Annotated in this window: 20 protein-coding genes; 6 read left to right on the top strand and 14 right to left on the bottom strand. The window is 64.0% G+C overall.

Going from position 1 to position 22314, the window contains the following annotated elements; translation table 11 throughout:
- Window positions 1-2: 2 nt before the first annotated feature.
- From NLM33_RS19785 to pqqA, 10 genes are all read right to left on the bottom strand, one after another.
- Window positions 3-1058, bottom strand: coding sequence for a 2-oxoacid:ferredoxin oxidoreductase subunit beta (locus tag NLM33_RS19785; RefSeq protein WP_254097826.1), 1056 nt, complete (start codon window positions 1056-1058; stop codon window positions 3-5).
- Window positions 1055-2902: a 2-oxoacid:acceptor oxidoreductase subunit alpha gene (locus NLM33_RS19780; RefSeq protein WP_254097824.1), complete on the bottom strand. Its 1848-nt coding sequence runs from the start codon at window positions 2900-2902 to the stop codon at window positions 1055-1057. The genes NLM33_RS19785 and NLM33_RS19780 overlap by 4 nt, the downstream gene beginning before the upstream one ends.
- The gene (locus NLM33_RS19775; protein ID WP_254097822.1) at window positions 2872-4671 is read right to left on the bottom strand and encodes an FAD-dependent oxidoreductase; all 1800 of its coding nucleotides are present in this window, start codon (window positions 4669-4671) and stop codon (window positions 2872-2874) included. Before NLM33_RS19775 ends, NLM33_RS19780 begins: the two co-directional genes overlap by 31 nt.
- Before the next feature lie 236 nt (window positions 4672-4907).
- Window positions 4908-5582, bottom strand: a complete 675-nt coding sequence (locus tag NLM33_RS19770) for a DUF4286 family protein (RefSeq protein WP_254105840.1) — start codon at window positions 5580-5582, stop codon at window positions 4908-4910.
- A gap of 133 nt (window positions 5583-5715) precedes the next feature.
- A complete protein-coding gene (gene pip, locus NLM33_RS19765; RefSeq protein WP_254097820.1) occupies window positions 5716-6735 on the bottom strand; it encodes a prolyl aminopeptidase in 1020 nt (339 codons plus the stop codon).
- A complete protein-coding gene (gene pqqE, locus NLM33_RS19760) occupies window positions 6725-7942 on the bottom strand; it encodes a pyrroloquinoline quinone biosynthesis protein PqqE (protein ID WP_254097818.1) in 1218 nt (405 codons plus the stop codon). Before pqqE ends, pip begins: the two co-directional genes overlap by 11 nt.
- Window positions 7939-8250, bottom strand: coding sequence for a pyrroloquinoline quinone biosynthesis peptide chaperone PqqD (gene pqqD, locus NLM33_RS19755; protein WP_254097816.1), 312 nt, complete (start codon window positions 8248-8250; stop codon window positions 7939-7941). Before pqqD ends, pqqE begins: the two co-directional genes overlap by 4 nt.
- A gap of 25 nt (window positions 8251-8275) precedes the next feature.
- Window positions 8276-9031: a pyrroloquinoline-quinone synthase PqqC gene (gene pqqC, locus NLM33_RS19750; protein ID WP_371930125.1), complete on the bottom strand. Its 756-nt coding sequence runs from the start codon at window positions 9029-9031 to the stop codon at window positions 8276-8278.
- 20 nt (window positions 9032-9051) lie between these two features.
- Window positions 9052-9981, bottom strand: coding sequence for a pyrroloquinoline quinone biosynthesis protein PqqB (pqqB, locus tag NLM33_RS19745; protein WP_254097812.1), 930 nt, complete (start codon window positions 9979-9981; stop codon window positions 9052-9054).
- Window positions 9982-10098: 117 nt separating this feature from the next.
- Window positions 10099-10179, bottom strand: a complete 81-nt coding sequence (gene pqqA, locus NLM33_RS19740) for a pyrroloquinoline quinone precursor peptide PqqA (protein WP_007595659.1) — start codon at window positions 10177-10179, stop codon at window positions 10099-10101.
- Between the two features lie 300 nt (window positions 10180-10479).
- Here pqqA and NLM33_RS19735 point away from each other — a divergent pair, with 300 nt between their 5' ends.
- The 5 genes from NLM33_RS19735 to tarD all read left to right on the top strand — a co-directional run bounded on the left by NLM33_RS19735 (window position 10480) and on the right by tarD (window position 14364).
- Entirely contained in the window at window positions 10480-10737 is a 258-nt protein-coding gene (locus NLM33_RS19735) for a hypothetical protein (RefSeq protein WP_254097810.1), read from the top strand.
- Between the two features lie 83 nt (window positions 10738-10820).
- Window positions 10821-12221, top strand: a complete 1401-nt coding sequence (locus tag NLM33_RS19730) for an amidase family protein (RefSeq protein WP_254097808.1) — start codon at window positions 10821-10823, stop codon at window positions 12219-12221.
- Between the two features lie 9 nt (window positions 12222-12230).
- Window positions 12231-12707 (top strand): glutathione peroxidase, encoded by a 477-nt coding sequence (locus NLM33_RS19725; RefSeq protein WP_254097806.1) that lies wholly within the window; start codon window positions 12231-12233, stop codon window positions 12705-12707.
- 11 nt (window positions 12708-12718) lie between these two features.
- Entirely contained in the window at window positions 12719-12961 is a 243-nt protein-coding gene (locus NLM33_RS19720) for a DUF3297 family protein (RefSeq protein ID WP_254097804.1), read from the top strand.
- 233 nt (window positions 12962-13194) lie between these two features.
- Window positions 13195-14364, top strand: a complete 1170-nt coding sequence (tarD, locus tag NLM33_RS19715; protein WP_254097802.1) for a D(-)-tartrate dehydratase — start codon at window positions 13195-13197, stop codon at window positions 14362-14364.
- A 193-nt stretch (window positions 14365-14557) separates the two neighbouring features.
- Here the strand turns inward: tarD and NLM33_RS19710 are convergent, their stop codons facing one another.
- Window positions 14558-15910, bottom strand: a complete 1353-nt coding sequence (locus tag NLM33_RS19710; protein WP_254097800.1) for a malonyl-CoA decarboxylase — start codon at window positions 15908-15910, stop codon at window positions 14558-14560.
- Window positions 15911-16176: 266 nt separating this feature from the next.
- Window positions 16177-16974, bottom strand: coding sequence for a helix-turn-helix transcriptional regulator (locus NLM33_RS19705; protein WP_254097797.1), 798 nt, complete (start codon window positions 16972-16974; stop codon window positions 16177-16179).
- Window positions 16975-17038: 64 nt separating this feature from the next.
- On the opposite strand from NLM33_RS19705, the gene NLM33_RS19700 reads away from it, so the two are divergent.
- Window positions 17039-18232 carry an MFS transporter gene (locus NLM33_RS19700; protein WP_254097795.1) on the top strand — a complete coding sequence of 398 codons (1194 nt, stop codon included), beginning with the start codon at window positions 17039-17041 and terminating at the stop codon, window positions 18230-18232.
- 85 nt (window positions 18233-18317) lie between these two features.
- Here the strand turns inward: NLM33_RS19700 and NLM33_RS49280 are convergent, their stop codons facing one another.
- Window positions 18318-18452, bottom strand: a complete 135-nt coding sequence (locus tag NLM33_RS49280) for a hypothetical protein (protein ID WP_256570536.1) — start codon at window positions 18450-18452, stop codon at window positions 18318-18320.
- A gap of 692 nt (window positions 18453-19144) precedes the next feature.
- Complete coding sequence (locus NLM33_RS19695; RefSeq protein WP_254097793.1) at window positions 19145-22306, bottom strand: efflux RND transporter permease subunit; 3162 nt, start codon at window positions 22304-22306, stop codon at window positions 19145-19147.
- Window positions 22307-22314: the final 8 nt, after the last annotated feature.

The raw sequence follows: 22314 nt of genomic DNA, 5'->3' as shown, positions 1-22314 counted from the left end.
GATCAGCGCAGGCTGGCGTTGATCTTGTCCAGCACGGCCGAGCCCGGGCAGAGATCGTCGGCCTCCAGCCTGTTCAGCGGCGTCTCGACCGTGTCGAGATGCTCGTGCAAATCCTCCGCGTCCGGATCGACATAGAGCAGCCCCGTGACGATTTGCCCCTTGGCGGCGTGCTTCTGGAGGAAGGTCATCGCCCCTAGCCGGTCATGCGGATCGTAGTCGGCATCGATCTTGCGGAGCGCGATCTTGCTGCCGTCGTGCTGCTCGACGACCTGCACGGCGCCAGGCGCGTAGTCGACGCTGATCGGGTCGCGGCCGACCAGCACGTCGAGCCGGTTCACCGCGTCATTGTGCTCGCGGACATAGTCAAAGCTCTTGGTCGAGCCGGCGTGGTTGTTGAAGGCGATGCAGGGACTGATCACGTCGATGAAGGACGCGCCCTTGTGGCGGATCGCGGCTGCGATCAGCGGCACGAGCTGGGTCTTGTCGCCGGAGAAGCTGCGCGCGACGAAGGTCGCCCCCAACTGCAGCGCGATCGCGACGAGGTCGATGGCGTTGTCGGTGTTGGTGACGCCCTTCTTGGATTTCGAGCCGCGGTCGGCGGTCGCCGAGAACTGGCCCTTGGTCAGGCCATAGACGCCGTTGTTCTCGACGATATAGGTCATGTTGACGCCGCGCCGGATCGAGTGGGCGAACTGGCCGAAACCGATCGAGGCGGAATCGCCGTCGCCGGAGACGCCGAGATAGATCAGGTCGCGATTGGCGAGGTTGGCCCCCGTGAGCACCGAGGGCATGCGGCCGTGCACGGAGTTGAAGCCGTGCGAATTGCCGAGGAAATAGTCGGGTGTCTTCGACGAGCAGCCGATCCCGGAAATCTTCGCCACCCGGTGTGGTTCGATCGATAGCTCGTAGCAGGCCTCGATGATCGAGGCCGTGATCGAGTCGTGGCCGCAGCCGGCGCACAGCGTCGAGATCTTGCCCTCGTAGTCGCGATGCGTGTAGCCGAGCTCGTTCTTCTTCAGGCCAGGGTGATGAAATTTCGGCTTTGCAATGTAGGTCATGACACGGCCTTGCGGAGCGGGGTCACCTTGAGGTGATCCTGGTGGTCGCCAATGGCTTTTGCGATGAAACGGGCGGTGATCGGCGAGCCGTCGTAATGCACGATCGGTACGAGACGCACCGGGTCGATGCCGTTCTCGTTGACGATGAGCTGACGGAGCTGGCTGTCGCGGTTCTGCTCGACGACGTAGACGAAATCGTGCTCGGCGAGGAAGCTCGCGACACTCGAATGGAACGGGAAGGCGCGGATGCGCAACCGGTCGAGCTGATGCCCGCGGGCTTCCAAAAGGCCGATCGCCTCGTCCATCGCCGGCGCCGTGGAGCCGAAATAGATCACGCCATATTTGGTCGGCCGTTCCGCATTGGCCTGGAGCGGCCGTGGCACGAGATCCTGCGCTGTCTCGAACTTGCGCACCAGGCGCTGCATGTTGTCGGCATAAACCGTGCCTTCCTCGGAGTAGCGCGCATAGCGGTCGCGCGATGTCCCGCGGGTGAAGTAGGAACCCTTGGTCGGATGCGTGCCGGGATAGGTGCGATAGGGGATGCCGTCACCGTCGACGTCGAGATAGCGGCCGAAGTCGCGGCCTTCTTCCAGCATCTCTGCGGTCATCACCTTGCCGCGGTCATACTGCCGCGCGTCGTCCCATTTCAACGGGCGGCAGAGCCTGTGGTTCATGCCGATATCGAGATCGAGCATCAGGAAGATCGTGGTCTGAAGCCGTTCGGCGAGATCGAACGCCGCCGCCGCAAACTCGAAGGCCTCGGCCGGGTCCTCGGGGAAGAGCAGCACATGCTTGGTGTCGCCATGCGAAGCATAGGCGCAGGCGATGATGTCGCATTGCTGCGTGCGGGTCGGCATGCCCGTCGAGGGGCCGGCGCGCTGGATGTTCATGATCACGGCCGGAATCTCGGCGAAATACGACAGGCCGATGAACTCCGTCATCAGGGAGATGCCGGGGCCGGAGGTCGCGGTGAAGGCGCGGGCGCCGTTCCAGGAGGCGCCGATCACGATGCCGATGGAGGCAAGCTCGTCCTCGCCCTGCACGATCGCGTATTTCGCCTTTCCGGTCGCAGCATCGTGCCGGTACTTCTTGCAGTGGCTGGTGAAGGCTTCCGCCACCGACGAAGACGGCGTGATCGGATACCACGCGCATACCGTCGCACCGCCATAGACGGCGCCGAGCGCCGCTGCGCTGTTGCCCTCGATGAAGATGCGGTCGCCGACCTTGTCGGCCTTCTTCACCCGCAGCCCGATCGGGCACTTCAGGTTCTGCAATGCCCAGTCGCGACCGAGATGCAGCGCATGGACGTTGGAAGAGAGCAGCTTCTCCTTGCCCTTGTACTGCTCGCCGATCAACTGCTCGATCACCTTGGGATCCATGTCGAGCAGCGCGGCGAGCGCGCCAAGATAGATGATGTTCTTGAACAGTTGGCGCTGGCGCGGATCAGTATAGGTCGAGTTGGCGATCGCGGTCAGGGGTACGCCGATCACGGTGATGTCGCCGCGGAATTTCGTCGACGGCATCGGCTTGGTGGAATCGTAGAACAGGTAGCCGCCCGGCTCGATGCCGGCGACGTCCTTGTCCCAGGTCTGCGGGTTCATCGCCACCATCATGTCGACGCCGCCGCGGGCGCCGAGATGGCCGGCTTCCGTCACCCGCACCTCATACCAGGTCGGCAGGCCCTGGATGTTGGAGGGGAAGATGTTGCGCGGGGAGACCGGTACGCCATGGCGCAGGATCGCGCGGGCGAACAGTTCGTTGGCCGAAGCCGAGCCCGAGCCGTTGACGTTGGCGAAGCGGACGACGAAGTCGTTTACGCTGCTGATCGGCTTCTTGTCGGACATGATGATCCTGCGTGAGTCATATCGATGAGGTATTTCTGCATGTCCCAGGCGCCGGTGGGACAACGCTCGGCGCACAGCCCGCAATGCAGGCAGACGTCCTCGTCCTTCACCATCACGCGCCCGGTCTTGAGATCGCCGGAGACGTAGAGGGCTTGCTCGGGATGCGGCGATGGCGCCTTCAGGCGCTGGCGCAGATCGACCTCCTCGCCGTTCTCCGTGAAGGTGATGCAATCCATCGGGCAGATGTCGACGCAGGCGTCGCACTCGATGCAGAGCGAGGTGGAGAATACGGTCTGCACGTCGCAGTTCAGGCAGCGATGGGCCTCGCCGAGCGCCAGCTTGACGTCGTAGCCGAGCTCGACCTCGGCGCGGATGTCCTTCAGGGCCACCACCTTATCGCGGTGCGGCACCTTGAAGCGCTTGTCCGGCGAGATGTCGTTGTCATAGCTCCATTCGTGGATACCCATCTTCTGCGAGGTGACGTGCACCTCTGGCAGCGGGCGCTCGTTGATGTCCTCGCCCGAGAGCAGCCTGTGGATCGACAGCGCGGCGTCATGGCCGTGTGCGACCGCCCAGATGATGTTCTTCGGCCCGAAGGCGGCGTCGCCGCCGAAGAAGACCTTTGGGTTGGTCGAGACGAAGGTCTTGGTATCGACCTTCGGCATATTCCACTTGTCGAACTCGATGCCGCAGTCGCGCTCGATCCAGGGAAACGCGTTCTCCTGGCCGACCGCGACCAGCACGTCGTCGCAAGGAATGGTCTGGTTCGGTTCGCCTGAGGGAACGAGATTGCGCCGGCCCTTGGCGTCGTATTCGGCCCGGACCTTCTGGAAGGTGACGCCGATGAGCTTGCCGCCTACATGCTTGAATTCCACCGGCACCATGTAATTGAGGATCGGGATGTCCTCGTGGATCGCGTCCTCCTTCTCCCAGGGCGAGGCCTTCATCTCCTCGAAGCCGGAGCGCACGATGACCTTGACGTCCTGGCCGCCGAGCCGGCGCGCGGTGCGGCAGCAGTCCATCGCGGTGTTGCCGCCACCGAGCACGATAACGCGCTTGCCGATCTTGTCGGTGTGACCGAAGGAGACAGAGGACAGCCAGTCGATGCCGATATGGATGTTCGCCGCTGCCTCTTTGCGGCCGGGAATGTCGAGCTCGCGGCCGCGCGGCGCGCCGGAGCCGACGAAGACCGCGTCGTATTTGTCCGCGAGCAGGGCCTTCATGCTTTCGATGCGGTGGCCGCCTTTGAACTCGACACCGAGTTCGAGGATGTAGCCGGTCTCCTCGTCGATCACCGAATTCGGCAGCCGGAATTTCGGGATCTGCGAGCGCATCATGCCGCCGGCTTCCGGATCGGCATCGAACACGGTGCAGTGATAGCCGAGCGGTGCGAGATCGCGCGCCACCGTCAGCGACGCCGGGCCACCGCCGACCAGTGCGATGCGCTTGCCGTTCTTCGGCGAGGGACGCGGCAGGCGCTGCTTGATGTCATCCTTGAAGTCGGCCGCGACGCGCTTCAATCGGCAGATCGCGACCGGCGTTTCCTCAACGCGTCCGCGGCGGCATGCCGGCTCGCATGGACGATCGCAGGTGCGTCCCAGAATTCCGGGAAACACGTTCGATTTCCAATTGATCATATAGGCGTCGCTGTAGCGGCCTTGTGCGATCAGACGGATATATTCGGGAACCGGGGTGTGCGCAGGACAGGCCCACTGGCAATCGACTACCTTGTGAAAGTAGTCGGGGGCCGCGATGTCGGTCGGTTTCATTCCTACCCTGTCCGCACAGGCTCAAGCGCCCGGCGGCCTTCTTGAGCTTGGCGAACGCTTACGCGTCGATATGGTTTTTAAATTGGATCATAGGCTTACCTTATTAGAACCATTCCGAGGCGCGCACAAAGGCAAATTTGGGCGGCGCCCCGCATTCATAGGAGCTACGCACACAGAGCATTCACAGAAGCAAACATTATGCGGCGGTGCAGCATCTCGTCATGCGTGTGATGATTTCAGCCGCGTGCGATGTCGCTCTTCGCAAGGTCCCACATCAGGCAGTAGGTGCCGACGGAAACGGGAAGCGAGGACGGTGATGCTGCTGGGCCGGTGAAGCGCTCGGCGATCACGGCAGAGACGGCGCTGACGCGCGTGCCGTCGATCAGCACGAACCAATCGTTGGCGCCGCTGCGCACCGACGGAATCTCGGCCATCGGACCGGAAAGCTCTGCATCACTCTCCAGCAGGTGCATCGAGATGATGCCGTCGTGTTTTTCCGGCGCGAGCTTTTCCCGCAATGCATCACGCAATCGATCGGCATTGTCGGGCGTCGGGCGCAGCCGGACCACGCCGAGCGCGACGCCGCGTCCGGTGCCACGGCTGATGGTGATGCGCGCCACCGCGCGGATCATGTTCTCAAACCGCGCCATGGTCTGGCGCGACCAGTCGGTCGGGCTTGCAAGCCGTGCCCGATAAGCGGGACTGTCGAGCACGTCGAGCGTCGTCGTCGAATACAGGCAGAGATATTTGGGGCTGGCAGCGTGCGCGACGTAGCGCCGCGCCTCCAGAAAACCGTCGATCGCTACCCGCTCCGCAAGATGTTCGCGATCGTACCAGCGGTTGAAATCAGCCTCATGCCCGGCGTCGATATTCATCGACGTCAGCAGCATGCCCTTCCCGGCGAGCGGCATTTTCTTGTTGTCCTTCCCATCCGAACTCTCGACCCTCATGGTGAGGAGCCGCGAAGCGGCGTCTCGAACCATGAAGGCACCGCTGCTGCAGCTCGGCCTCCATCCTTCGAGACGCGCTCCGTCGGAGCGCTCCTCAGGATGAGGGGCTAGAGCTTTCGCGCACGATCTTCGAGCCGAGGTCCGCGATCGCTTTCATCACCGCGTCCCTCACGCCGGGATCATAGAGCGAATGCCCGGCCTCTTCCACGATGCGGATCTCGGAAGTGGGCCACACTTTCGCGAGTGCCCAAGATGTCTCAGGCGGGCACAACAGATCATAGCGGCCCTGGATGATGATGCCGTGAATGCCGGCGAGCTTGCCGGCGTTTCGCAGCAGCTGATCCTGCGCCATGAAGCAGTCATTGATGAAGTAGTGTGCTTCCATGAACGGTGTCGCGGGCAGCGTGCGCCACACGTTGAGCGTGGCGAGATCGAGCCGCGTGCGCGCCGGCTTGTGTTCGGAGAGGGTGCGCTCGGTGTCGTGCCAGGCGCGCGCGGCGGGGCCATGCAGATCAGGAGCGGGATCGAGAATGCGTCGCCAGTACGCCTCGATCGGCCGCTCTCGTTCTTCGGTCGACAGCAGGCTCAAAAAGTCCTCGTTGAGCGCGGGATAGAATTGCGGCAGCCGCGACGTGAAGCCAGTCTCGACCTCCGCTCGTGTGCCGAGAAAGGTTGCGCGCAACACGATGCCAGAGACGCGCTCGGGATGAGCTTCCGCGTAGGCCAGCGCCAGCGTCGCGCCCCAGGAACCGCCGATCACCATCCAGCGTTCGAAACCGAACTTTTGGCGGATCGCCTCCATGTCCGCGACGAGATGCTGCGTGGTGTTGTGCTCGCGCGAGCCCTTCGGTCGGCTGCGGCCGGCGCCGCGCTGGTCGAACAGCACGGCATGGAATCGCTCGGGATCAAAAAGCCGGCGATGATCGGGCTGGCAGCCGCTGCCGGGACCCCCATGCAGATAGACGGCTGGGATGCCGTCGGCGCGGCCGGCGCTTTCGACATAGATCTCGTGGCCGTCGGAGACGGCGAGCATTTCGGAGGTCAGCGGCGCGAAGGGATCGGCTTGCTTTGCCGATTCCTTGGCCGATTTGGCCGCGTCGGCGTCAGGCGCCATGCTTGCCGGACTCCGCAGGGTCAGGCTCCAAAGTGCCACCGGCAAAGTTGCGGTAGAGGAAGCGGTTGGTCTCGCCTTCGGCTTCGCGTTCGGCCTGCTTGAAGATGGTCTCGTGCAGCGGCGACAGCGCGCAGGCCGGATCGGTATTGGCCGCATCGCCCGTCAGCGCAAAGGCCTGGCAGCGGCAGCCGCCGAAATCGATCTCGCGGAATTCGCAGGTCTTGCACGGCTCCTTCATCCAGCCGGTGCCGCGGTAGCGGTTGAAAGCGTCCGAGTTCTGCCAGATCCAGGCGATCGAATGATTGGAGCGTACCGACTCGAAGTCGAGCCCGGTGATGCTCTCGGCCGCATGGCAGGGCAGCACCTTGCCGGCGGGTGAGATGTTGAAGAACTGCCGGCCCCAGCCGCCCATGCACTTCTTCGGCCGTAGCGCATAATAGTCCGGCACGACGTAGTCGATCGCGAGCGTGCCCTTGAGGCGCTCGCGCGCCTCTTCGACGAGACGGGTGGTCTCGTCGAGCTGCGCGACCGTCGGCATCAGCGCGGCGCGGTTCTTCAGCGCCCAGCCGTAGTACTGGACGTTGGCGACCTCGAGCCGGTCGGCGTCGAGATCGACCGCCATCTGGATGATGTCGGGGAGCTGGTGCAGGTTCTGGCGGTGCATCACCGCGTTCACGGTGAGCGGCAGGTCGAGTTCGCGCGTCCAGCGCGCGACTTCGAGCTTCTTGTGATGCGCGCCTTTGTAGCCGGCGACGCGGTCGGCGGCGATATCTTCGGTGCCCTGAAAGCTAATCTGCACATGGCAGAGGCCGGCATCCGCAAGCTCGCTCAGTCTGTCGCGGGTCAGCAGCACGGCCGAGGTGATCAAATTGGTATAGAGGCCCGCGTCGCTCGCATGCTTGATGAGCTCGACGAGGTCTTTCCGCGCAGTCGGCTCGCCGCCGGAGAAATGGACCTGGAGCACGCCGATCTCGGCGAGCTCGGTCAAGACCTTCTTCCACTCCTCGGTCGTCAGCTCCTTGCCGGCGCGATCGAGCTCGACCGGGTTGGAGCAATAGGGGCATTGCAGCGGGCAGCGATGCGTGACCTCGAGCAGGACGGCGAGCGGAATTCCAAACGTCTCCGCCGTCGAGCGCTGCTTTTCGAGCACAGCGAGGCTGTCGCTGACATCGTGGGGAACGCCGGGGTCGCCGAGCACGTCACTCATGCCGTCTTCTCCCGGGCTTCGGTCAAAAAGCCCTTGTCCGCAAGGTCCTGCAACATGGCGATCACGTCAGTCAAAATCGCATCGCGCGGCGCAGCATACTTCGCGGCGAGCTGGTCGGCCACATCGCCGACATTGCGGATGCCGTCGCAGAGCTGCAGGACCTCGACCGCGATCTCGTCCGGCGCCAGCACCCGTTCCGGCGCCAGGATCACCCAGACTTTCCGCGTCTCGTCGTATTTCAGCTTGGCATGCCGCGGCAGCACGGGCCGGCTCGCTTCGCTGACGCTGATGTGACGCGGCCCGGCCATTGCTTGTCCTCTCCAGCTCGCCTTTTTAGCTGACCTTGGGCACGAAGGCGCCCGGCGGAATGTGCCCATCGACATAGGCATGATAGAGCGCATCGAGCTGCACCCACAGCACGTTGGTCTTGAAGATCAGCGCGTTGCAGACGGCCGCACGTTCCTCCGCCGTCCTGGCGTGCTTCTTGACGTAGTCGAGCGCGAAATTCGCATCGCGCGGCGCCTGGGTCAGCCGGCGCTTGAAGTAGCTCATGATATCAGGATTGACGAAATCATAGTGCTCCAGCATGCCGCTGATGCGCTCTTCGTGAATGCTCGGCGCGAACAGCTCCGTCAGGGAGGAGGCGATCGCCTCCAACGGGCTCTTCTCGCGGCAGAAATGCACGTAGGCCTCGACCGCAAAGCGCGTCGCGGGGAGAATGCCCTCAGTCGATTCCACATAGGCCGTGTCCAGCCCAAGGCCTTCGGTCAGCTTGATCCAGCGCTCGATGCCGCCCTCGCTGCCGACATCGCCGTCATGATCCTCGATGCGGTGGCGCCATTCCAGCCGCGTGGCGCGGTCGCGAAAGCGCGAGATCACCACCGCGTCCTTGAGCGGGATCGTGCTCTGGTAATAGTAGCGGTTCAGTGCCCAGGCCTGCACCTGGCCCTTGTTCAGCTTGCCGCCGTGCAGGAGCTTATGGAACGGATGCAGGCTGTGATAGCGCGTCGCGCCGATGTGGCGCAGCGTCGCCTCGAGCTCCTCGGTCGAGTTGAGCCTGATGTCGTTGCCGATCGAGAGTGCGGTCATTCCGGGCAGCGTCATGGCGTTCACAGCACGATCTCCGTTCCGTCGGCGGGTATCTGCCAGCCCGCATGTTCGGCCGCCTTGCGCTCGGGCGAGGAGGGCAGCAGCACCGGGTTCGAGTTATTGATATGCAGAAATATCTTCCTGTCGATATCGAGGCCGGCGAGCCGCGCGATCGCGCCGTCCTCGCCGGACATCGCGACATGTCCCATGCTCTTGCCGGTCTTGTGGCCGAGGCCGGCCTTTATCATCTCGTCGTCGCGCCACACCGTGCCGTCGAAGAACACCAGCGATGCGCCGGCAATCTGCGCTCTCAGCGCGTCGGTGACCTCGGCACAGGCGGCGAGGAAGTAGAAATTCCTGCCGGTCGACTTGTCCGTGATCTTCAGGCCGAGCGTATCGCCGGCGCCGCTGCTGCCGCCGGGATGCGCCTTGCCTTCCAGATACCAGGCCGATTTGCCGGCTACCTCGAACGCAACCACCTCGATGCCGGAGCGTGCGCCGTCGGGAAGGCGCGGCTCGAACGGCTCGTCGACCCCGATCGGCTCGCGCTTGACGTTCTTCTCGTTCAGCACGTTGAAGATGCTGTTGGCCTTCAGGATCGCCAGCACCTTGTCATGGGCGTAGATCGCGAAGGGCGAGCCCTCGCGCATCGACAAGAGGCCCGCCACCGCGTCCACCTCGCCATTGGTCAGGATCACGCCTGCGATCGGCGTGTGGCGTAGCGCCCCCGGCTTCGGATGCAGCTGCGGCGTCGCGTTGAACTGCTGCCGGAGGTCGGGAGAGGCGTTGATCAGGAACCAGTTGTCGCCATCGGCGCTGAAGGCGACCGAAGCCTGGGTTCTCTGCAATTGTCTGGAGTCAGCGCGCGCTGCCCGGCAGCCTGTGCACCCGCAGTTCCACTGCGGGACCCCGCCGCCAGCCGCGGCGCCCAGGACGACGACGCGAAGCATGAATCCGTCTCCTGGAGGCACGTGTCGCGGTGGATCTTGAGGCCGGCACAATTCCCTTCGTCCGGGAACGTGGCGCACCCGAAGGATCCACCTGCGCTCAACGTGAAATCAGCGCCCTTACTTGCGGGTGGCGCTCACATACATGTTGATTTCCATGCCGCACGGTACTTCGACGATCTTCGGCGCTTTCCAAGCCATTGTGGCCCTCCTTTTTCTGAGAAATCGGACGTGTCCGCCCCCCGTTAAACTACTGCGGGCAGAAAAGTTCGCCAGTTAAATCTTCCGAGACCTAGGTAGTAGGTAGCCGCAATGCTGCGCTGCAAACACGGAAAGGCCCGATCGCGCCGCGGAGATGACGCAAAAACAGCAAAACAACCCCATGCAAATTACGACGATGTGCAAAGAACGAACGATAGGGTGTCATCCCTGTCCGGATAAAGCAGTTGTGAGTGCGAAGCGGCTTTCAATCCGCTACAGGCGACCCCATTGGATCAAGGCATGCCCAGATATTTCTTCAACACCCGCATCGGCGACGAATTGATCGTGGATCCTGACGGCGAGGATCTGCGCAATCCCGATCGCGCCTGGGAAGTGGCGCGCCAGATGATTCTGGAAGTGCTGAAATCGGAAGGCACCCAGCCGGCGCTGCTGGAGGCGGTCATCGAGGTCACCGACGTCGACGGTGAGATCGTGCTGGAATTTCCCTTCACCGAGGCGCTTCTGGACCTGCCCGATCAATCCGCCACCCGGCACTGACGATCGGGATTCCGCCCCTGCGTAATGCGCATGGCTTTGCCGCCTGACCGGCGCTAAAAGACCCGCTCCACACGGAGCACGTCATGCAAGATCTCTGGCGCCTGTCGGCCACCGACCTCGCCACCCTCATCCGGTCCAGGAAGGTTTCAGCCACCGAAGCCGCGAAGGCGGGCCTGGCCCGGCTCGATGCCGTCAATCCCAGGCTGAATGCGGTGATCGACCACCGGCCGGAGGACGTGCTCAAGCAGGCAGCAGCGGTGGATGGCGCGATCGCCCGTGGCGAGGATCCGGGCCTTCTGGCCGGCGTCCCCGTGACGGTGAAGGTCAATGTCGACCAGGAGGGCTTTGCCACCACCAATGGCCTGAAGATCCAGCGCGAGGTCATCGCCAAGGCCGACAATCCGGTGGTCGCCAATTTGCGCAAGGCGGGCGCCGTCATCCTCGGCCGCACCAACTGCCCGGCCTTTTCCTACCGCTGGTTCACCACCAATTTGATCCACGGTGACACCAAGAATCCGCGCGATGCCTCGCTGACCCCGGGCGGCTCGTCCGGAGGTGCAGGTTCGGCGGTCGCGGCCGGCATCGGCCACATCGCCCACGGCACCGATATCGCGGGCTCGATCCGCTATCCCGCCTACGCCTGCGGTGTGCACGGCTTGCGGCCGACCATGGGCCGGATTCCCGCCTTCAACGCGGCACTGCCGGAACGCCCGATCGGGCCGCAGATCAGCGCGGTCTCCGGGCCGCTGGCGCGCACCATCAATGATTTGCGGATTTCGCTCGCCGCGATGGCGGCCCGCGACGTCCGCGACCCCTGGTGGGTGCCAGCGCCGCTCGAGGGACCGGCGATGCCCAGGCGCGCGGCGCTGTGCCTCAATCCGGACGGGCTTGCGACTGCGCCGGAAGTGACGGCCGCAGTCATCGACGCCGGCAAGCGGCTGGAGCGGGCAGGCTGGACGGTGGAGGTGATCGAGAACACCCCGCCGATGCGGGAAGCTGCCGAATGGCAGACCAGGCTCTGGCTCGGCGACGGTTATGAGGCCGCGCTCGAGGCCGCCGAACGCGAGGGCGATCCCGGCGCGCTCGCCTGCCTGCGCGGCAACCGCGCCAGGGTCACCCCGTTCGACCAGGCGGCCTACGCCAAGGCGCTGATGCGTCGGGCAACGCTGACCCGCGAATGGATGCTGTTCTTCGAAAAATACGCGGTGGTGCTGACGCCGGTTTCCGGCGAATTGCCGTTTCCCGACCATCTCGATCGCAAGGATGAGGCATCCTTCAAGCGGGTCTGGGACGCGCAATTGCCGCAGATCGCCATTCCCTTCATGGGACTGCCGGGCCTCGCGGTCTCCACCGGTCTCGTCGGCAAGGCGCCCGTCGGCGTGCATGTCGTCTCCGGACGCTATCGTGAGGACCTCTGCCTGCTCGCCGGCGAGGCGATCGAGGCGGGCGGCGTGCCAGCCTCACCGATCGATCCCGTAGGCTAAAGGACAACGATGTCGGCCATCTACGATTTTTCGGCCAACTCGCTTCTCGGCGAGGACGTGCCGATGCGACGCTTTGAGGGACAGGTGCTGCTCATCGTCAACACCGCGAGCAAATGCGGCTTCACGCCGCAATATCGTGGGCTGGAGGACTTGCACCGCGACCTCGGCCCGCGTGGCTTCACGGTGCTCGGCTTTCCCTGCAACCAGTTCGGTGCGCAGGAGCCCGGCAAGGCGAGCGAGATCCAGGCGTTCTGCTCGACCAATTACGACGTCACCTTTCCGCTGTTCGCCAAGATCGACGTCAATGGCGCCAATGCGCATCCGCTGTATGAGTACCTGAAACGTCAGCAATCCGGCCTGTTAGGTGCCTCCATCAAATGGAATTTCACAAAATTCCTGGTGGACCGTGCAGGCAAGGTGGTGGCGCGCTACGCGCCGACCGCGCGGCCCGAGGGGCTGCGCCAACAAATCGAGACACTGTTGTGAGCGAGACAATCATGAGCGACGAATTCCCGGACCGCCTGTCGGTCGATCCGAGCAGCCCGTATTACAACGCGGACATCCTGGCGCGCGACGTCGGCATCCGCTTCAAGGGCGTCGAGAAGACCAATGTCGAGGAGTATTGCATCAGCGAGGGCTGGGTCCGCGTCACCGCCGGCAGTGCCAAGGACCGCCGCGGCAACCCGCTGACGATCAAGGTGCACGGGCCGGTCGAGCCGTATTTCAGGGATAAGAAATGACGGCGAAGCCGTCATGGCAATGACGACGTAGAGGCGCCGCGCGCCCAAATGCATCACCGTCACCCTGAGGTGCTCGCCACTTCGGCGAGCCTCGAAGGGCGACGGCCCGGCTGCACCTCGGCCGTTCATCCTTCGAGGCTCTCCGTGGGACGCGATGCGTCCCACGGCTCGCACCTCAGGATGACGGGGAGGCAGTTTGACGAAGTTCCTCTCGACCACCGAAGGCCAAACCCATGTCCGTCCGTATCGTCGACGTCCGCGAGATCACCAAACCGATCTCCTCGCCGATCCGCAACGCCTATATCGACTTCACCAAGATGACGACGAGCCTCGTTGCCGTCGTCACCGACGTCATGCGTGACGGCAAGCGCATCGTCGGCTATGGCTTCAACTCCAACGGTCGTTACGGGCAGGGCGGGCTGATCCGCGAGCGCTTTGCCTCGCGCATCCTCGAGGCCGAGCCGAAGTCGCTGCTCGACGCGGCCGGTGACAATCTCGACGCGGACAAGGTCTGGGCCGCGATGATGACCAACGAGAAGCCGGGCGGCCACGGCGAACGCTCGGTCGCGGTCGGCACCATCGACATGGCGGTGTGGGATGCGGTGGCGAAGATCGCCGGCAAGCCGCTGTTTCGCCTGCTTGCCGAGCGTCACGGCGTCAAGGCCAATCCGCGCGTGTTCGTCTACGCCGCCGGCGGCTACTACTATCCCGGCAAGGACCTTTCGATGCTGCGCGGCGAAATGCGCGGCTATCTCGATCGCGGCTACAACGTCGTGAAGATGAAGATCGGCGGCGCGGGAATCGAGGAGGATCGCACGCGCATCGAAGCGGTGCTGAAGGAGATCGGCAAGGACGCGCAGCTCGCCGTCGACGCCAACGGCCGCTTCGATCTGGAGACCGCGATCGCCTACGCCAAAATGCTGCGAGACTATCCCTTGTTCTGGTACGAGGAGGCGGGCGACCCCCTCGACTATTCGCTGCAGGCTGCGCTGGCAGAATTCTATCCGGCGCCAATGGCGACCGGCGAAAACCTCTTCAGCCACCAGGATGCCCGCAACCTGATCCGCCATGGCGGCATGCGGCCCGATCGCGACTGGCTGCAATTCGACTGTGCGCTGTCCTACGGCCTCTGCGAATATCAGCGCACGCTGGAAGTTCTGAAGACCCATGGCTGGTCGCCCAGCCGCTGCATCCCGCATGGCGGCCACCAGATGTCGCTCAACATCGCGGCGGGCTTGGGCCTCGGCGGCAATGAAAGCTATCCCGACCTGTTCCAGCCCTATGGCGGTTTCCCCGACGGCGTCCGCGTCGAGAACGGCCACATCACCATGCCGGACCTCCCGGGCATCGGCTTCGAGGGCAAGTCGGATCTCTATAAGGAGATGAAGGCGCTGGCGGAGTAGGGGTGAGACGAGACGGCAGCGCCGACTACTCGGTGTCGTCCCGGCGGAGGCCGGGACCCATAACCCCAAGGAGGAGTTATGGCGCTGGCTGATAACCCCGAGTCTTCGCCAAACTCAATCCTGTGATTATGGGTCCCGGATCAGCGCTCGCTACGCTCGCTTGTCCGGGACGACGTTGAGGGGGCGCCGGTGCCTACGACAGCCGCATATCCAGCAGCCTTCGCCCTTCGCTCTTCAGCAGCTTCTTCACCGCGCTCGAGGCGACGACCGTGCCGTCGTTGGCGTAGGCTTCGTGGTTCTTCTCGATGTCGTCGAGGCGGTAGAGATAGTTGACCATGACGCCGGCGGACTCGCGCAGGCCCTTCGGCGAGAGGTCTCCCAGCCAGTTGACGCGCTCGAGCCGGGCGCCGTTGCCGAGATGGAAGCGGGCGACGGAATCGATCAGCCGGCCCTTCGACGTCCGCGCCTTCAGGAAATAATAGGCGGCGAGCGGCTCGATCACGCCGCGGAGCTGCGCGGTCAGTTCCGCATTCTCGAACCACTTCGGCTCGTCGAGATGCTTCAGCACCTCGCGATCCTCATCGGACAACGGCAGGTCCTTGTCCTGCTTCAGCCATGGCACGAAGCCCGGCACCGGCGACAGCGTCACGAAGGTGTCGAGCTTGGGCAGCTCGCGGCGCAGCTCCTCGACCACCTGCTTGATCAGGAAGCTGCCGAAGGAAATGCCCCCTAAGCCGCGCTGGGTGTTCGAGATCGAGTAGAACACGGCGGTGCGCGCGCGTTCGATCGGCACCGGCTCGCGGTCGACCGCGAGCAGCGGCGCGATCGCGCCGGGGATCGTCTCGGTCAGCGCCACCTCGACGAAGATCAGGGGTTCGTCGACCAGCGCGGGATGGAAGAAGGCGTAGCAGCGGCGGTCGACCGGATCGATGCGGCGGCGCAAATCGTCCCAATCGCTGATCTCGTGCACGGCCTCGTAGCGGATGATCTTTTCGAGGATGTTGGCTGGTGTCGACCAGTCGATCCTGCGCAGCACGAGAAACCCCCTGTTGAACCACGAACTCAAGAGATGCACGACGTCGCGGTCGAGCGCGGCGAGGTCGGTGTGCCCGTTCATCATGCCGAGCAGGTCGGCGCGCATGGCGACGAGATCGCTGGTGCCGCCGGGCGCGCGGTTGAGGCGGCGGACCAGTTCCTGCCGCCGCGGCTCCGAAGCGAAATGCAATTCACTGGCGTCCTCGTCGCTCGGCTGGGTGCGCCATTTCTCGACCGTCAGGGCAAGCTTCTCGCGGTCCGGACCGAAATCGCGCACCAGCGCCGCGAAGAAGGCGCGGCGCCCCGTCGTATCGAGGTCCTGATAGTGATCGAGCACCTCGCGCGCCATCGCGGTACCCGAGGCCTCGCCCCGGCCCGACAGCAGCGCCTCGCAGAGCTCGATCAGGCCACCGGCGTCCCGTCGTGTGTCCGAGGCGTCACCGCGGCGAAGCAGCGTGCGTCCGCGCTCGGAGATCGTGGCGAGCAGGTCGGAGAAAAAGGCGTTGGCCATCTGGGCTTTTCGAATCCGGTTTGTGCAGTGCGGAAGCTTACACGGGATTTAGGCGGAAGCCGATCACAATCAAGCGCGAGTGTGCTGCATGTGAAGCTATCCTGTGCGCCCCAAGCACGCTGTCATGCCCCGCCACCGGGCCTCGCCTCCGGCGAGCCCAATGACAGGCTCTGGCGGGGCATCCAGTACGCCGCGGCCCATCGATTCAATCACTGCCGTCTCTGGAATACTGGATTGCCCGCGGGCAATGACACTGAGATTTGGAGCTACTCCTTGCGCGCAAATTCCGTCGGCGTCCGGCCCGTGACCTGACGAAAAGCGGCCGAGAAGGCGGGCACGCTCGCATAGCCGAGCTGGGCGGCGAGCTGCTTGACCGAAACATCGGCATCCGTCGACAGCCTTTCGATCGCGGCCGCGATGCGGGCGCGCTGGCACCAGCTCTTGAAGCTCAGTTGCGTCTCCGTGGAGAACAGCCGCGACAGCGTGCGCGCGGAGGTTCCGACCTCGTGCGCGAGCGCGTCGATCTCGTAGCTCCCGGTCGGATCGTCGAGCACGATCAGGGCGGCGCGCCGGCAGCGCGGCTCATGCGGCAGCGGCACGAAGGTCGCGGAATCCTCGGCCTGGTGCAGTTCCAGCATCACCAGGCGAACCAGGAGCTCGGTGCGCTCGGAGGTGTTGCGCGTGTCGAACAAGGCCAGGATCGCCTGGTGCAGCAGCGGCGACACCCGTACCACGAACTCCTTGGCGAGGCCCTGGTTGCGCTGCTCGCGCTTCAGCCAGGGCAGGTCGAAGTAGAGCGTGCGCATCTCGATGTCGGCGAGCACGTCGATGGCGTGTTCGAGGTGGGCCGGAACCCAGACCGCGCGGTCCGGCGGCACCAGCCAGCGGCCCTTGGGTGTGGTCACCTGCATCGTGCCCTTCGCGGCATAGACGAGCTGCGCCTCGCGGTGCATGTGCGGGTCGAGCCGCAGGCCCTTGGGGTAATCGCGCGCGACGAGGTGCACGCCCGCGGTCGAGCGGTGGTTTCCGCGCACTTCCCGAATTGGCGTTTCGACGACAGTCATTGGCGGCATCCCGTCATGGCTCCGACATATAACCGATTTCGGAGCAGGAGAGGATTCGCACGTCATGAACAGCCCCGGCCGGGTGATCGGTTTCGTCAACGCCGCCCATTTCATCGATCACTACGCGATGCTGATCTTCGCCGCCGCCGTGATCATCATGGGGCCGGCGCTCGGCATGGCCTATTCGGAGCTGCTGCCATACGCGACGCCGGGTTTCATCGCCTTCGGCGCGGGATCGCTGCTCACCGGCTGGCTGGGCGACCGCTGGAGCCGCCGCCACATGATGGTGATCTTCTTCATCGGCATCGGCGCCTCGATGGTCTCGGTCGGCTTCGTGCAGACGCAGGCGCAGCTTGGCGCGGCGCTGCTCGCGATCGGCATCTTCGCCTCGATCTACCATCCCGTCGGCACCGCCATGATCGTGTCCTATGCCGACCGGCTCGGCCGTGAGATGGGACTGAACGGCGTCTGGGGCAATCTCGGCGTTGCGTCGTCGGCACTGGTCACCGGCGTGATCGGGCAATATCTCGGCTGGCGTTTTGCCTTCATCGTTCCAGGGCTCGTCACGATGCTGATCGGCATCGCCTTCGCGATGACCGTCGTGCACGAGGACCGCAAGGGCAGCAAGCAGGCGGCGGCGCAGGCGCGCGTCGCCAAGCAGGACATGTGGCGCGTGGTCCTTTCGCTGCTGATCGTCGTGATCGCGATCTCGACGACATTCAATGCCGTCACGGTGGCGCTGCCAAAGCTGTTCGCCGAACGGCTCGCCGACCTCACCAGGAGCCCGGCGTTGCTAGGGGTCATCGCAGCCTGCGTCTACGTGTTCGGCGCGATGACGCAGTACACGATCGGCCGGCTGCTCGATCATTACTCGCTGAAGACGGTGGCGCTGCCGCTGTCCTTCATGCTGGCGCCGTTCCTGTATCTCGCGGCGAGCCTGTCCAATTTGCCACTGATCGTGGTCTCGATCGGCATCGTCATGGGCGCGTTCGGGCAGGTCACGGTGAACGACGCCATGGTCGGCAAATACACCACCGAGGAATGGCGCTCGCGCGCCTATGCGGTGCGCTATTTCGTCGGCTTCACCGCGGCCGGCGCCTCGGTCGGCCTGGTCGCCTGGCTTTACGAGCAGGGCGGCTTCGTCACCATGCTGCGCGCCTTCGCCGCGCTCTGCCTGCTCGCGATTGCGGCTGCGATCATCCTGCCGCGCGAGATCAGGACGCCCTCAGCCGCGCTGGCGCCGAGTCCGGCCGAGTAGCGGGCCAGCGTAGGTTCATCAAGCCGATCATCGACACGGGGCACGCCTCTCGTCTAGATCACCGGTTTGCCGATGTCTCCCCAAATCAGTGTTTTGTCGGATGCCGCCGACCTTCCACCAGCGTAATTGCGCCAGCAGCCACCACGGCAATAACGACGACAGTGGCAAGCGCCTCGATCGAGGCCAGGGTCTCGTACCATTTGTTCCAAAGCTCAAGCATTCGCTGGCCTCTATCGAGAGCGCAACCCACGATCGATAAAATCCGCTCTCAAAAGGACGTGCCTTTGCGACAAAAAACAATACCACCTATCGTCGCGCGGGTTTTGACCGCGCGGCAACATGACCTATGCGCCATCGATACGCAGGCCGCGATCTCGGGCGGCGAATATCGAGCGAAGTTGAAGACTGGGAATGCACCAGCCCAATGCTCTGAATTCATTTCCGCTTTTGGGCACGGCGGATGTGACCGGACTTGCTGCTGGCTCGACCCGGTCGAGAATGACCCATTGCGGATCAAAGCATGCCGATCGATGATGAGGCATGATCAACCAACCACCTGTACTCATAGTCTTCGGCGGCCTTCCCGGTACCGGGAAGACCACGGTAGCTCGCGTTAGCGCAAAGTCTGCAGCGGGCCTCCCTCGCACGCGGAACGATCATGCTCAAACAAAGAGCTAAGGCGCGACGACGATTCAACCTAAAGCCGCGCTTTAGGGCCTGATGGGATCAGGTCGGGCTTGATCGTCCGGTACTGGCGACCCTCGCTGCGATGATGCCCTTATGCCCCTGATTTGCCCGACGTGTCAAATTATTTCGTAAAATACGAAAGTCTTCACACTGACGTCATCGGCTACTTTGCATGGGGTTGTTTTCGACGTTTTTGTCTCTCGCCCTGGTGGAGAGGGAGAACGCCTAGGATTTCGCCCCCGCGGCCGGCTGCCCATGGGGCGCCACCTTCTTCTTCGACGAACGCCAGTTCTCGAAACGCTGCACCACCACGAAGAAGGCGGGCACGAACAGCACCGCAAGGCAGGTCGAGGCGAGCATGCCCGAGAACACGGTGATGCCGATCGACTTGCGGGCGCTGGCGCCGGCGCCGGTTGCGAGCACCAGCGGCACGACGCCGAGGATGAAGGCGAACGACGTCATCAGGATCGGCCGGAAGCGGGCGCGCGCCGCTTCGATTGCGGATTCCATGAGCGGCTTGCCGTCGCGGACGTGCAGCTCGAGCCCGACCTCGACGATCAGGATCGCGTTCTTTGCCGACAGTGCGATCAAGAGGATCAGGCCGATCTGGCAGTAGAGGTTGTTGTCGATCTTCAAACCATTGAGCACCAGCATCGGCCCGATCAGCGACAGCGGCACCGCGAGGATCACCGAAATCGGCGCGTACCAGCTTTCGTATTGGCCGGCGAGCACGAGATAGACCAGCAGCATGGCAAGGCCGAACACCCAGTAGATCTGGTTCGAGACCGCCTTCTCCTGATAGGACATCGCGGTCCATTCAAAGCCGGTGCCGGGCGGCAGCGTCTTGTCTCCGATCTCCTCCATCAATTGCAGGGATTCGCCGGAGGAGTAGCCCTGCGCCGGCAGGCCGACGATGGTCGAAGAGGGATAGAGATTGTAGAGGCTGATCAGCGACGGGCCCGTGGCCGGCGTGATGTTGGCGACGGTGCCGATCGGGATCATGTCGCCGTTCGAGTTGCGCACCTGCATGTTGGCGATGTCGCGTTCGGTGACGCGGAACGCCGGATCGGCCTGGGTATAGACCTGGAACACACGGCCGAACTTGTTGAACTGGTTGACGTAGGACGAGCCGAGATAGGTCGACAGCGCCGAGAAAACCTGATCCGTCGTCACGTGCAGCGTCTGGGTCTTGATACGGTCGATCTCGACATTGAATTGCGGCACCGACGAGCGGAACGAGGACGAGACGCGCTGGAGCGCGCTCTGGCTCTGGGCGTTGCTGACCATCGCGCTCGTGATCGCCTGGAGCTTTGCGAAATCGCTGTTGCCGTCGCGCAGCTCGACCTGCATCGAGAAGCCGGCCGCGTTGCCGATGCCCTGGATCGGCGGCGGCGGCAGCACCAGCGTGCGCGCTTCCATGACGGTCGCGAGCTTGTCGTTCAGGCCATACACCAGCGAGCGCAGATCCTCGCCCTTGCCGCGCGCACCCCAGTCCTTCAGGATGATGTAGGCGACACCGGCATTCGCAAGGCTCGCGCTGTTGTCGAGCGCCGAGATGCCGGCGATGGTGATGACCTGCTGGACGCCCGGCGTATCCTTGATGAGCTCACTTGCTCTGTCGAGCACCTTCTGGGTTCGTTCGAGCGAGGCGCCGTCCGGAAGCTGCACGGCGGCGATCAGATAGCCCTGGTCCTCGATCGGCAGGAAGCCGGTCGGCACCCGTGACAGGCCGTAGCCGCCGATCCCGATCAGGACGAGCGCAGCTGCGACCGAGACGCCTGCGTGCCTGACCAGCGTACTGATCAGCCGCGTATAGCCGCGCTCGACGCGGTTATAGACGGCATTGAAGCCGCGGTAGAAGAAGTTGCGCTGCTCCTGCGGCACTGTCGGCCGCAGCCACAGCGCGCACTGCGTCGGTTTCAACGTCGCCGCATTGATGGCGCTCAAGAGCGCGGTCGCGGCGATCACCAGCGCGAATTGCGAATAGATACGCCCCGTGAGCCCGGCGAGGAACGACGCCGGCAGGAATACCGAGATCAGCACCAAGGTGATGCCGACGATCGGCGCGAACAGCTGATCCATCGCCCGGATCGCAGCGTCGTGACCGTTCATGCCCTGCTCGATGTTGTGCGCGGCGCCTTCCACCACCACGATCGCGTCGTCGACGACGATGCCGATCGCGAGCACGATCGCAAACAGCGTCGACATGTTGATGGTGAAGCCGAGCGCGGCCATCGCGGCGAAGGCGCCGATGATGGTGACCGGCACGGTCGTCGCCGGCACCAGCATCGCGCGCCAGTCCTGCAGGAACACCAGGATCACGACCAGCACGAGCAGGCCGGCCTCGATCAGGGTCATGTAGACCTCATGTACCGAGGCCTGCACGAATTTGGTGGTGTCGAACGGCGTGTCGTATTTGATGCCTTCCGGGAATCGCTTGGCGAGCTCCGCCATCTTCTTTTCGACGGCCTGCTCGACCTGCAGCGCGTTGGCGCCGGGCGACTGGAACACGCCGATGCCGGTGGCGGGCTGCTTGTTGAGCGAGAAGATCTGGCTGTAGGTCTGTGCCCCCAGCTCGACCCAGCCGACGTCGCGCACCCGCGTGACGTCGCCGCTGGTGCCGGTCTTGACGATGATGTTCTCGAACTGGGTGGCGTCGTCGAGCCGGCCGTTGACGTTGAGCGTGTACTGGAACGCCTGACCCGGCGGCGTCGGCGGCGCGCCGACCTGGCCGGCCGAGACCTGCTGGCTCTGCTGCTGGATCGCGTTGATGACGTCCTGCGGCACCAGATCGCGGGCCAGCAGCTTGTTGGGATCGAGCCATACCCGCATCGAATACTGGCCGGCGCCGAACACCGTGACGTTGCCGACGCCGGGCAGGCGGGACAGCTCGTCGCGGATATTGATGGTGGCGTAGTTGCTCAGATAAAGGCTGTCGAACCTGGAGTCCGGCGAGGTCAGGGTGACGAACAGCAGGATCGAGGTCGATCGCTTCTGCACGGTGACGCCCTGGTTCTGCACCGATTGCGGTAATTGCGACAAGGCGCTGGAGACGCGGTTCTGCACCAGCACCTGCGCGAAGTTGAGGTCGGTGCCGATCTTGAAGGTCACGGTCAGCGTATAGGTGCCGTCGGAGCCGCTGTAGGACTGCATGTAGAGCATGTCCTCGACGCCGTTGACTTGTTGTTCGATTGGCAGCGCGACCGTGTCGATGACCGTCTTGGCGCTGGCGCCGGGGTAGCGGGTGGTGACCTGCACCGTCGGCGGCACCACGTCCGGATATTGCGCGATCGCGAGATTGAACAGTGCGACGCCGCCGATCAGGATCATCAGGAGCGCGATGACATTCGAGAGGACCGGCCGCTCGATGAAGAATTTTGAGATCATGGCCGGCG

Source organism: Bradyrhizobium sp. CCGUVB1N3 (genome assembly GCF_024199925.1).
Lineage (GTDB): Bacteria > Pseudomonadota > Alphaproteobacteria > Rhizobiales > Xanthobacteraceae > Bradyrhizobium.
This window is presented reverse-complemented; position numbering and strand designations above follow the sequence as displayed.

What these genes read in the sequence shown, in the direction of transcription:
- NLM33_RS19785 (WP_254097826.1), bottom strand. Translation starts at nt 1,058, where the DNA reads ATGACCTACATTGCAAAGCCGAAATTTCATCACCCTGGCCTGAAGAAG.
- NLM33_RS19780 (WP_254097824.1), bottom strand. Translation starts at nt 2,902, where the DNA reads ATGTCCGACAAGAAGCCGATCAGCAGCGTAAACGACTTCGTCGTCCGC.
- NLM33_RS19775 (WP_254097822.1), bottom strand. Translation starts at nt 4,671, where the DNA reads ATGAAACCGACCGACATCGCGGCCCCCGACTACTTTCACAAGGTAGTC.
- NLM33_RS19770 (WP_254105840.1), bottom strand. Translation starts at nt 5,582, where the DNA reads ATGCCGCTCGCCGGGAAGGGCATGCTGCTGACGTCGATGAATATCGAC.
- pip (WP_254097820.1), bottom strand. Translation starts at nt 6,735, where the DNA reads ATGGCGCCTGACGCCGACGCGGCCAAATCGGCCAAGGAATCGGCAAAG.
- pqqE (WP_254097818.1), bottom strand. Translation starts at nt 7,942, where the DNA reads ATGAGTGACGTGCTCGGCGACCCCGGCGTTCCCCACGATGTCAGCGAC.
- pqqD (WP_254097816.1), bottom strand. Translation starts at nt 8,250, where the DNA reads ATGGCCGGGCCGCGTCACATCAGCGTCAGCGAAGCGAGCCGGCCCGTG.
- pqqC (WP_371930125.1), bottom strand. Translation starts at nt 9,031, where the DNA reads ATGACCGCACTCTCGATCGGCAACGACATCAGGCTCAACTCGACCGAG.
- pqqB (WP_254097812.1), bottom strand. Translation starts at nt 9,981, where the DNA reads ATGCTTCGCGTCGTCGTCCTGGGCGCCGCGGCTGGCGGCGGGGTCCCG.
- pqqA (WP_007595659.1), bottom strand. Translation starts at nt 10,179, where the DNA reads ATGGCTTGGAAAGCGCCGAAGATCGTCGAAGTACCGTGCGGCATGGAA.
- NLM33_RS19735 (WP_254097810.1), top strand. Translation starts at nt 10,480, where the DNA reads ATGCCCAGATATTTCTTCAACACCCGCATCGGCGACGAATTGATCGTG.
- NLM33_RS19730 (WP_254097808.1), top strand. Translation starts at nt 10,821, where the DNA reads ATGCAAGATCTCTGGCGCCTGTCGGCCACCGACCTCGCCACCCTCATC.
- NLM33_RS19725 (WP_254097806.1), top strand. Translation starts at nt 12,231, where the DNA reads ATGTCGGCCATCTACGATTTTTCGGCCAACTCGCTTCTCGGCGAGGAC.
- NLM33_RS19720 (WP_254097804.1), top strand. Translation starts at nt 12,719, where the DNA reads ATGAGCGACGAATTCCCGGACCGCCTGTCGGTCGATCCGAGCAGCCCG.
- tarD (WP_254097802.1), top strand. Translation starts at nt 13,195, where the DNA reads ATGTCCGTCCGTATCGTCGACGTCCGCGAGATCACCAAACCGATCTCC.
- NLM33_RS19710 (WP_254097800.1), bottom strand. Translation starts at nt 15,910, where the DNA reads ATGGCCAACGCCTTTTTCTCCGACCTGCTCGCCACGATCTCCGAGCGC.
- NLM33_RS19705 (WP_254097797.1), bottom strand. Translation starts at nt 16,974, where the DNA reads ATGACTGTCGTCGAAACGCCAATTCGGGAAGTGCGCGGAAACCACCGC.
- NLM33_RS19700 (WP_254097795.1), top strand. Translation starts at nt 17,039, where the DNA reads ATGAACAGCCCCGGCCGGGTGATCGGTTTCGTCAACGCCGCCCATTTC.
- NLM33_RS49280 (WP_256570536.1), bottom strand. Translation starts at nt 18,452, where the DNA reads ATGCTTGAGCTTTGGAACAAATGGTACGAGACCCTGGCCTCGATCGAG.
- NLM33_RS19695 (WP_254097793.1), bottom strand. Translation starts at nt 22,306, where the DNA reads ATGATCTCAAAATTCTTCATCGAGCGGCCGGTCCTCTCGAATGTCATC.